Origin of the sequence: Pseudomonas sp. ABFPK (assembly GCF_001586765.1) — a bacterium.
GTDB classification, from domain to species: domain Bacteria; phylum Pseudomonadota; class Gammaproteobacteria; order Pseudomonadales; family Pseudomonadaceae; genus Aquipseudomonas; species Aquipseudomonas asiatica.
Genome location: NZ_LQXW01000012.1, coordinates 381,627 through 388,939 on the forward strand (window position 1 = coordinate 381,627; position 7,313 = coordinate 388,939).

Consider the following 7,313-nt stretch of genomic DNA (forward strand, 5'->3'; position numbering starts at 1 on the left):
GCGTTGTTTCTTCGCGGGCACGCCCGCTCCCACAGTGACCGCACCAGCTTTACAATTTTTAGCAAGGCTTTTGTGTCGCAGGGAGATTGGTGGAGGCTAGCATGAGCCCCCACGAATCAAGGAAGGCACCATGGACCGCTCACTGCAACTCAACCGCGCCAGCTGGGATGAACGTGCCCCGTTGCACGCTGCTTCCAACGACTACGAAGTCGAACGGCTCGTCCAGCATCCCGAGCACCTTTCCGAAACCGTACGCTTCGACCTGCCGTTGCTTGGCAATATCGACGGGCTCAACGCCGTCCACCTGCAGTGCCACATCGGTACCGATACCCTCTCGCTGGCGCGCCTTGGCGCCAAGGTCTGTGGCCTGGACTATTCCGCGGCTTCGCTGGCCGAGGCGCGGGCGCTGGCCCAGCGCTGTGCGGCACCCATCGCGTATGTCGAGTCCGATGTCTACCACGCCGACAAGGTGTTGCCGGCCGGCACGTTCGACCTGGTCTACACCGGCATCGGCGCGCTCTGCTGGCTGCCTCGCATCGAGCCGTGGGCGCGTACAGTCGCGGCCCTGCTGAAGCCGGGCGGCCGGTTGTTCCTGCGCGACGGGCACCCGATGCTGATGGCAGTCAACGAAGACCACCAGGACCGCCTGCAACTCGAATACCCGTATTTCGAGCACGAAGAACCGACGGTGTGGCACAACGACCAGACCTACGTCGAAACCGAGCAGCGCCTTTCCCACACCGAAACCCACGAGTGGAACCACGGCCTGGGCGAGGTGATCAGCGCCTTGCTGGCCCACGGTCTGCAGCTGACCGCCCTGGTCGAGCACCAGAGCATCCCCTGGGAGGCGCTGCCGGGGCAGATGGTCAAGGGCGACGACGGTGAATATCGCCTGCGCGAGCAGCCCGCACGCCTGCCCCTGAGCTACACCCTGGTTGCAGTAAAAGCCTGATCAGGACAGGTAACCACCGTCGACATTGAGCGCGGTACCGGTGGTGTAGCTCGAGGCATCGCTGGCCAGGTACAACACGGCGCCGGCCATTTCCTTGGGGTCGGCCACGCGCTTGAGCGGGATCTGCTGCAGCGCGGCATTGAGGATGGCGTCGTTCTTCACCAGTGCCGAGGCGAACTTGGTGTCGGTCAGGCCTGGTAGCAGGGCGTTGCAGCGGATCCCGAACTGCGCGCACTCCTTGGCGAACACCTTGGTCATGTTGATGACCGCCGCCTTGGTCACTGAATAGATGCCCTGGAACAGGCCGGGTGAAACCCCGTTGATCGACGCCACGTTGATGATGCTGCCGCCACCTTGCTCGCGCATCAGCTTGCCGGCCTCGACCGACATGAAGAAGTAGCCCCGGATGTTCACGTCCACGGTCTTCTGGAAAGCACCCGGGTCGGTATCCAGCACGTTGCAGAACTGCGGGTTGGTCGCCGCATTGTTGATCAGGATGTCCAGCCGCCCGAATTGTTCGCGGATGCCGGCAAACACCTGCTGGATCTGCTCCAGTTCACCGATGTGGCAGGCCACCGCCGTTGCCTTGCCACCGGCGGCGATGATGGCGTCAGCCACCTGCTGGCAACCGTCGAGCTTGCGGCTGGACACGATCACATGGGCACCTTGCTGGGCCAACAGGTGGGCGATGGCCTCGCCGATGCCACGGCTGGCGCCGGAAACGAAGGCAATCTTGCCGTCGAGGTCGAACAGGTGGGTCTTGGACATGCTGTTTTCCTTGTTATCCGTCGTCTAGGTCGGGGCTCAGAGGCTGGACTTGGCGATGACCTGCAAGGTCATCTGCTCCAGCAAGCGGTTCATGTGGATGAACTGGGCAAAGCGCTTGTCCTGGGTCTGGCCGTGGTAATAGCGGTAGTAAATCTGCTGGACGATGCCGGCCAGGCGGAACAGGCCATAGCAATAGTAGTAATCGAAGTTGTCCAGGCGGATGCCGGCGCGCTCGGCGTAGTAATCGACGAACTGGCGGCGGGTGAGCATGCCCGGCGCGTTGCTCGGCTGGCGACGCATCAGCTGCACCGGCGCCGGGTCGTCGGCCTCGATCCAGTAGGCCAGGCTGTTGCCCAGGTCCATCAGCGGGTCGCCCAAGGTGGCCATTTCCCAGTCCAGCACGCCGATGATGCGCATAGGGTTGTCGGCATCGAGGATCACGTTGTCGAAACGGTAGTCGTTGTGCACGATGCCGGGCCTCGGGTGGTCGGCGGGCATTTTCTCGTGCAGCCAGGCAGTCACCTGTTCCCAGCGCGGGGCGTCGGGGGTCAGGGCCTTTTCATAGCGGCTGGTCCAGCCCTCGATCTGGCGCTGCACATAGCCTTCCGGTTTGCCCAGGTCGGCCAGGCCGCAGGCGTTGTAGTCCACCTGGTGCAGTTCCACCAGGCGGTCGATGAAGCTCTTGCACAGGGCCTCGGTGCGGTTGGCGTCGAGGCCCAGCTCGGCCGGGATGTCCGAGCGCAGGATAACGCCCTTGACCCGCTCCATCACATAGAACTCTCCGCCGATCAGGCTGCTGTCGGTGCAGTGCACATAGGCCTTGGGGCAGTAGGGGAAGCCGCTGTTCAGCTGGTTGAGGATGCGAAACTCGCGGCCCATGTCGTGGGCCGACTTGGCCTTCTGCCCGAACGGTGGGCGGCGCAGCACGAAGTCGCGGCCCGGGTAGCTGAGCAGATACGTGAGGTTGGAGGCGCCGCCAGGGAACTGGCTGATGCTCGGCAGGCCATCCAGGCCGGGGATGTTTGCCTTGAGGTAAGGGGCGATGACAGCCGCGTCGAGTTCTTCGCCGGGGCGTACCTGGGTGGACTGGTCGGTGAGCGTCATGCGTTTTCCTTATTCTCGATCGCAAGGACTATTGGCTAATCTAATGGTCCGCCGAGGATGGGACAAGCGTGCCAGATGCCATATAGGTGAGGGTGTTGCTGCCTGATCAACTGCCTTGATGAAGCGACTGGCCCTATCGCCGGCAAGCCAGCTCCCACAGGTACGGCGTCGTTCTGCAGGCAGGTGCTGACCCTGTGGGAGCTGGCTTGCCGGCGATAGGGCCCGAACAGGCGGGCAAAAAAAAACCGAAGCCGGTCAGGCTTCGGTTTTTCGATCATCCGCTATTTCCTGCCCTCAGGACGGGAACAGCTCGCTGAGCTTCATCGACAGCATCATGTCGCCTTCAACACGCAGCTTGCCGCCCATGAATGCCTGCATGCCGTCGGTTTCGCCGCTGACGATACCCTTCAGGGTTTCGCTATCCATCACCAGGGTGCAGTTGGCATCCCGGTTTTCGCCTTCCTGCAGGTCGCAGGTGCCGTCCTTGACGATCAGCGCGTAGTGCTTGTCTTCGTCGGTGATGTTGAAGCCGAACACCAGGTCCAGGCCGGCGGCAGCGGATGGGTTGAACTTCTCTTGCATCTTTTTAACGGCATCAGCTACGGAGGTCATGGCGCATTCCTTATAGAGTGATTTACACGTCCCCGCAGGGACACAACAAGCCGGGCTCATCGATAGGTGACAAGCTCCGGCGCCCTCAACAGCTGCACATGGGCCTGGCTGTTGAAGGAAGCCAGTGCCACGTCGCGGCCGCGGAACTTCAGCTGGCTGAGCGACGTGTTGATGATCTGCCAGTTCAGCGCGAACGCCTGTCCGGGGGTAATACGGGTAACCAGGTGGAGCAGGGCGGCAATGGTACCGCCCGAGGTGAAGATGGCGATATTGTCGCCGCTACCGGCAGCATCCAGTACGCGCTGCAGGCCGCCTTGCACGCGGGCGGTGAACGCCAGCCAGGTCTCCAGGCCATCGTCGGCATGTTCGCCATCGTGCCAGCGCTGCACCATCATTGCGAACAGGCGCTGGAACTCGCTGCGGTGCTGCGCGCCATTGCGCAGGATGTGCAGGGCGTCGGGCTCCTCAGGCAGCAGCCCGGGCAACAAGGCGCGGATCACACCATCGGCATCGAACTCATTGAATGCTGTATCGGTCTCAACAGCCGGCACCGGGCAGCCATTGGCGTGCAATGCATCAAGGGCCAGGCGCGCGGTATCCTGCTGGCGGCGCAGGTCGCCTGCCACGCAGCGGTCCAGCCTTACACCGAGCTGGGCCAGGTGCTCACCCAGGGCCTGGCTCTGGCGCACGCCCACGGGCGAGAGGACATCGTAGTCATCGGCGCCGAAGGAGGCTTGGCCATGTCGGATCAGGTAGAGGTTGCCCACGAAAGGTTCCGGCCTGTTGGAGGTTGCTGCGAGGTTAGGATGCGGCACACGGGCTGTCAACGAAAAAACATACAAGCGTTTGAAAAGGTTGTTTGAAAGATGTTGCCAGCGTTTACCGTGGCTGGCAGCACCTCAGGCGCAACGGTATGCTTGCATCAGTTACGCGCCGTAGTGGCGCAAGTCTTTAAGGAGTCAACGTGGAGTTTCTTGCTGAATACGCAAGCTTTCTCGCCAAAACCGCCACCCTGGTCATCGCCATCCTGATAGTGCTGTCGGCCATCGCCGGGCTGCGTGGCAAGGGGCGGCGCAAATCGGGTGGGCAATTGCAGGTCACCCGCCTGAACGAGTTCTACAAGGACCTGCGCGAGCGCCTGGAATCCGGCCTGCTCGACAAGGCCCAGCTCAAGGCCTTGCGCAAGCAGCAGGCCAAGGCGGAAAAGCGGCAGAAAAAAAGCAAGGCCGAGGAAAAGGGCCGGGTCTTCGTGCTGGATTTCGATGGCGACATCAAAGCTTCTGCCACCGAAAGCCTGCGCAACGAAATCACCGCGCTGCTCACCCTCGCCACCCCGCGCGACGAGGTGGTGCTACGCCTTGAAAGCGGTGGTGGCCTGGTGCACAGCTATGGCCTGGCCGCATCGCAGCTGGCGCGCATTCGCCAGGCTGGCATCCCGTTGACCGTGTGCATCGACAAGGTAGCCGCCAGTGGCGGGTACATGATGGCCTGCATTGGCGAAAAGATCGTCAGCGCACCGTTCGCCGTACTTGGGTCCATTGGCGTGGTGGCGCAGCTGCCCAACGTCAACCGCCTGCTGAAGAAGCACGACATCGATTTCGAAGTGCTGACCGCCGGTGAATACAAGCGCACCCTGACCGTGTTCGGCGAGAACACCGAGAAAGGCCGGGAGAAGTTCCAGGAAGACCTGGACATCACCCACCAGCTATTCAAGGACTTCGTTGCCCGCTATCGCCCGCAGCTGCACATCGACGAAGTGGCCACCGGCGAAGTCTGGCTGGGCGTCGCGGCACTCAACCGCAAGCTGGTGGACGAGTTGCAGACCAGCGACGAGTACCTCAGCGAACGCGCGCGCAACGCCAACCTGTTCCACCTGCACTACGCCGAACGCAAGAGCCTGCAGGAGCGAATCGGCATGGCTGCCAGTGGCACCGTGGAGAACACAGTGGTGGGCTTGTGGAGTAAACTCGGCCGCCTGCGCTAACACCTTGAACCTGTTGAAATTTTTTTTCGTTCAGGGGGTTGCAAGGTTAAAGGAATGAAGACATAATGGCGCCCATCGAAACGCAGCAAACTTTGAAAAAGGTTCAGCGTTTCAAGGAGATAGCGAAGCGCAAGCTGCTAGATCCGACCTTTGAGGCCGAGTAGCAAAGTGGTTATGCTCCGGATTGCAAATCCGTCTACGCCGGTTCGATTCCGACCTCGGCCTCCATCATTCGAAAGCCCCGCAGATTAACGTCTGCGGGGTTTTTCTTTGTGCGCAGAAAAACCGGATCGTTTCCGCATCATTTGGCATCGTTTCCGCATCAGCCCTTTATTTGGTCGGGCTGACCACCTCGCCGACACGGCGATAAACCCGCTTGGTGATTTCCTCCTTGGAGTGCCCAAGCAGCCGGCTGGCGTGGTTGATGTCCTCGATTTCCGACGCTGCCTTCGGTCGAATATCGCGGAACTGGAACTGCCGAACTTTCGTGGCCAGGTCTGTGTTGCCATCGGCAGTCAGCTTCCGAGCTGCCTTGTCACGCGCTTCGCTGAAGCGGTTCCTCAGCATTTCCCAGCTCATACGCAGGCCTGAGTCGTTGGTGATGAGGCGTGAGTTGCGCACACCGTGAAGCTTGCGCCGCTCGAGCAGCGCCTCGATGAACAGGCCAAGCCCGGTCAGCTCGCCATTGATATGCCGGCGAATGCGTAACTTCTTGTCGGTTTTGTTCTGGTCGACCCACAGGTAATCTTCGTCGAGGTCGACGGTGCTGAACTTCAGTGTGTCGGCGGGGCGCTGGCCGGCCAAATAGGCCAAGTCCATAGCGTCCTTGAGGCCCTGGTCGCCCTCGGCATATACCGCATCCCAGATTTCGTCGGCCGCGTAGAAGTCGCGTACCTTCTCCTTGTTGCGGCGAACTGCCAGGTATGGGTTGCGCTCGGCAAAGTCCCATTCCATGGCCATGGTGAAAACGTGCGAGAGCAGGGCGATCTCCCGGTTTGGGCGTTTCCCCTTCGCCCAGAAAGGCGACCATCCCCACTTGACCCTATCCACACTCAGCCCCTCGTCTACTCTGCGGATTACCTCGACCCGGGTCGAAGGCGCCACATTGAAACGACTGATGGGTTCATGGTCGTAACCATTGATTACGACCAGATCCAGTGATAGCTGTCGCAGGTAGTGATCCATCGACTCATAGATCGAGTACCGTCCGCACATAATTCCCCCTCTCGCCCGTCAGAATTCTCACCGTCCAGGATTGACCGGGCAGCCGATGCTGGATTTGCTGTATATGCATACAGCATGCTTCGGACCTTCCACCATGACTATCACTTTCTTGGGTACGCCAACCGGCGGTACCGAACCGCTCCCGCTGTATTCGTTTCGCGTGCCGGCCGGGTTCCCGTCGCCTGCTGCGGACCACCTGGAAGGCCATATTTCCCTTGATGAGTTATTCGACCTCCGCGCGCCCCATGTGTATCTAGTGAAAGTCGAAGGCGACAGCATGCAAGGGGCAGGCATCTATTCCGGGGACATCGTCATCGTCGACCGCGGCCGCGAGGCTGAACATGGCGATGTGGTGATTGCCGCAGTTAACAGCGAGCCAGTATGCAAGCGCCTGCATCGGCGCGATGGTGTGGTCATCCTGAAGTCAGAGAACCCGGCATATCCGCCGCGGTACATCATGGAAGGCGACGAGCTCGTGATCTGGGGCGTTGTGCGTTACAGCGTTCGTGACCATGCGCAGTGACCACGTGTTTGCGCTGATCGACTGCAACTCTTCTGGACCCTAATTAACCGTTAGCTTTGATTTTATCAATGTAATTCAATGCTTTAACCTTAGTAACTATTTTTAGGTTTTTCGAGCGTGTTCTACTGAACCCCGCAAATGGAATA

8 protein-coding genes and 1 tRNA gene are annotated in these 7,313 nt (G+C 60.7%); 4 read left to right on the forward strand and 5 right to left on the reverse strand.

The genetic code is table 11. From position 1 onward, the window contains the following. The first annotated feature begins 130 nt into the window (after positions 1–130). Entirely contained in the window at positions 131–952 is an 822-nt protein-coding gene (locus tag WM94_RS10880) for a bifunctional 2-polyprenyl-6-hydroxyphenol methylase/3-demethylubiquinol 3-O-methyltransferase UbiG (RefSeq protein WP_061551180.1), read from the forward strand. Here the strand turns inward: WM94_RS10880 and WM94_RS10885 are convergent, their stop codons facing one another. The 4 genes from WM94_RS10885 to WM94_RS10900 form a co-directional block, all read right to left on the reverse strand. Next, positions 953–1,720, reverse strand: a complete 768-nt coding sequence (locus tag WM94_RS10885; protein WP_061551181.1) for an SDR family oxidoreductase — start codon at positions 1,718–1,720, stop codon at positions 953–955. It abuts the gene before it with no gap. A 36-nt stretch (positions 1,721–1,756) separates the two neighbouring features. Beyond that, positions 1,757–2,824, reverse strand: a complete 1,068-nt coding sequence (locus WM94_RS10890) for a phosphotransferase family protein (protein WP_061551182.1) — start codon at positions 2,822–2,824, stop codon at positions 1,757–1,759. Positions 2,825–3,118: 294 nt separating this feature from the next. Continuing rightward, on the reverse strand, positions 3,119–3,436 hold the full coding sequence (locus WM94_RS10895) for an SCP2 sterol-binding domain-containing protein (protein WP_061551183.1): 318 nt from the start codon (positions 3,434–3,436) through the stop codon (positions 3,119–3,121). A 56-nt stretch (positions 3,437–3,492) separates the two neighbouring features. Further along, the gene (locus WM94_RS10900; protein ID WP_061551184.1) at positions 3,493–4,203 is read right to left on the reverse strand and encodes a histidine phosphatase family protein; all 711 of its coding nucleotides are present in this window, start codon (positions 4,201–4,203) and stop codon (positions 3,493–3,495) included. 197 nt (positions 4,204–4,400) lie between these two features. Between WM94_RS10900 and sohB the strand changes: the two genes are divergently transcribed. After that, the gene (gene sohB, locus WM94_RS10905) at positions 4,401–5,420 is read left to right on the forward strand and encodes a protease SohB (protein WP_013973207.1); all 1,020 of its coding nucleotides are present in this window, start codon (positions 4,401–4,403) and stop codon (positions 5,418–5,420) included. A 154-nt stretch (positions 5,421–5,574) separates the two neighbouring features. Next, a tRNA-Cys gene (locus WM94_RS10910) sits at positions 5,575–5,648 on the forward strand. A 102-nt stretch (positions 5,649–5,750) separates the two neighbouring features. Here WM94_RS10910 and WM94_RS10915 read toward each other — a convergent pair. Continuing rightward, positions 5,751–6,635 carry an SOS response-associated peptidase family protein gene (locus WM94_RS10915; protein ID WP_082810551.1) on the reverse strand — a complete coding sequence of 295 codons (885 nt, stop codon included), beginning with the start codon at positions 6,633–6,635 and terminating at the stop codon, positions 5,751–5,753. 103 nt (positions 6,636–6,738) lie between these two features. On the opposite strand from WM94_RS10915, the gene WM94_RS10920 reads away from it, so the two are divergent. Further along, on the forward strand, positions 6,739–7,167 hold the full coding sequence (locus tag WM94_RS10920; protein WP_061305543.1) for a LexA family transcriptional regulator: 429 nt from the start codon (positions 6,739–6,741) through the stop codon (positions 7,165–7,167). The last annotated feature ends 146 nt before the right edge of the window (positions 7,168–7,313 follow it).

Bases quoted from the DNA above. Each gene is read 5' to 3' on its own strand.
- WM94_RS10885 (WP_061551181.1), bottom strand. From the start codon at position 1,720: ATGTCCAAGACCCACCTGTTCGACCTCGACGGCAAGATTGCCTTCGTT.
- WM94_RS10920 (WP_061305543.1), top strand. From the start codon at position 6,739: ATGACTATCACTTTCTTGGGTACGCCAACCGGCGGTACCGAACCGCTC.
- WM94_RS10915 (WP_082810551.1), bottom strand. From the start codon at position 6,635: ATGTGCGGACGGTACTCGATCTATGAGTCGATGGATCACTACCTGCGA.
- WM94_RS10895 (WP_061551183.1), bottom strand. From the start codon at position 3,436: ATGACCTCCGTAGCTGATGCCGTTAAAAAGATGCAAGAGAAGTTCAAC.
- WM94_RS10890 (WP_061551182.1), bottom strand. From the start codon at position 2,824: ATGACGCTCACCGACCAGTCCACCCAGGTACGCCCCGGCGAAGAACTC.
- WM94_RS10880 (WP_061551180.1), top strand. From the start codon at position 131: ATGGACCGCTCACTGCAACTCAACCGCGCCAGCTGGGATGAACGTGCC.